General features: G+C 57.1%; 1 protein-coding gene. It reads left to right on the top strand.

All coding sequences use genetic code 11. From position 1 onward, the window contains the following. Positions 1–61 precede the first annotated feature (61 nt). A partial coding sequence (locus tag NCS02_RS36145) for an IS30 family transposase (RefSeq protein WP_250508369.1) occupies positions 62–1,152 on the top strand: 1,091 nt, incomplete at its 3' end.

The raw sequence follows: 1,152 nt of genomic DNA, 5'->3' as shown, positions 1-1,152 counted from the left end.
CGGCGGATTCAACCGGTCGATGCAACGCCTAGAATCAGCGTGAGCAGCGGAGGTGTTGCAAATGAAGCAGCGACCGAGAATCTATTACTCTGAGACCCAGAAAGCGCTGATGTGGGACCGATGGCGCAAGGGCGATACGATTCATCAGATTGCCAAACTGTTCGATCGAGGCCATTCTTCGATTCAGGGAATACTATCGGAGACCGGCGGCATCCAGCCGCTGCAAAGGCACCGCGCTGCACGGGTATTGACGCTCGCTGAGCGCGAGGAGATTTCCCGCTCCCTGGTGTCCGGATTATCGATTCGGTCGATCGCAGCCAGGCTGGGACGCGCTGCTTCCACGATAAGTCGCGAATTACAGCGCAACGGGGGCAGCCGAGGCTATCGAGCGAGCCAGGCGGATGCGCTCGCCTGGGAGCGGGCACGTCGGCCGAAGGTTTGCAAATTGGTGCAAAACCAGACGCTGGCGGGAGTTGTCGCTGCAAAGCTGAAGCTGCAGTGGTCCCCTGAGCAGATTGCTGGTTGGCTCAGACATGCTTATGCGGTCAACAAGGATTATCTGGTGTCGCACGAGACAATCTATCGGAGCCTCTATATCCAAGCTCGCGGTGCCCTGAAGAAGGAATTGCTTGAGCACTTGCGACGCACTCGAACGATGCGCCGGTCTCGTCACCACACACTGAAAACTGAAGGCCGCACGAACATTCGCGACGCCGTGTCGATCAGTGAACGACCTGCTACAGCGGAGGATCGCGCAATACCCGGGCATTGGGAAGGTGACCTGCTGTACGGCAACGCTACGAGCCAGATTGCAACTCTCGTCGAACGTCAAAGTCGATTTGTGATGCTGGTCAAGGTCGCCAGCAAGGATTCTGAGGCTGTGGTTGACGCGCTGATACGACACGCCAGCAAGTTACCTCGGGAACTATATAAGTCGCTGACGTGGGACAGAGGTTCCGAGATGGCCGACCACCACCGCTTTACTGTCGCTACCGACATTGAGGTCTATTTCTGCGACCCACAGCACCCCTGGCAACGCGGTTCGAACGAAAACACGAATGGGCTTCTGAGGCAATACTTCCCTAAAGGTACTGATCTATCTGCCTACTCACAGACAAAGCTGGACGCCGTAGCCAGGCGGCTCAACGAACG

The sequence above is a fragment of the Caballeronia sp. NCF2 genome, from assembly GCF_023631205.1.
GTDB lineage: Bacteria > Pseudomonadota > Gammaproteobacteria > Burkholderiales > Burkholderiaceae > Caballeronia > Caballeronia zhejiangensis.
Note: the sequence above shows the minus strand (reverse complement) of the source record. Positions and strands in the feature narration are given on the sequence as shown.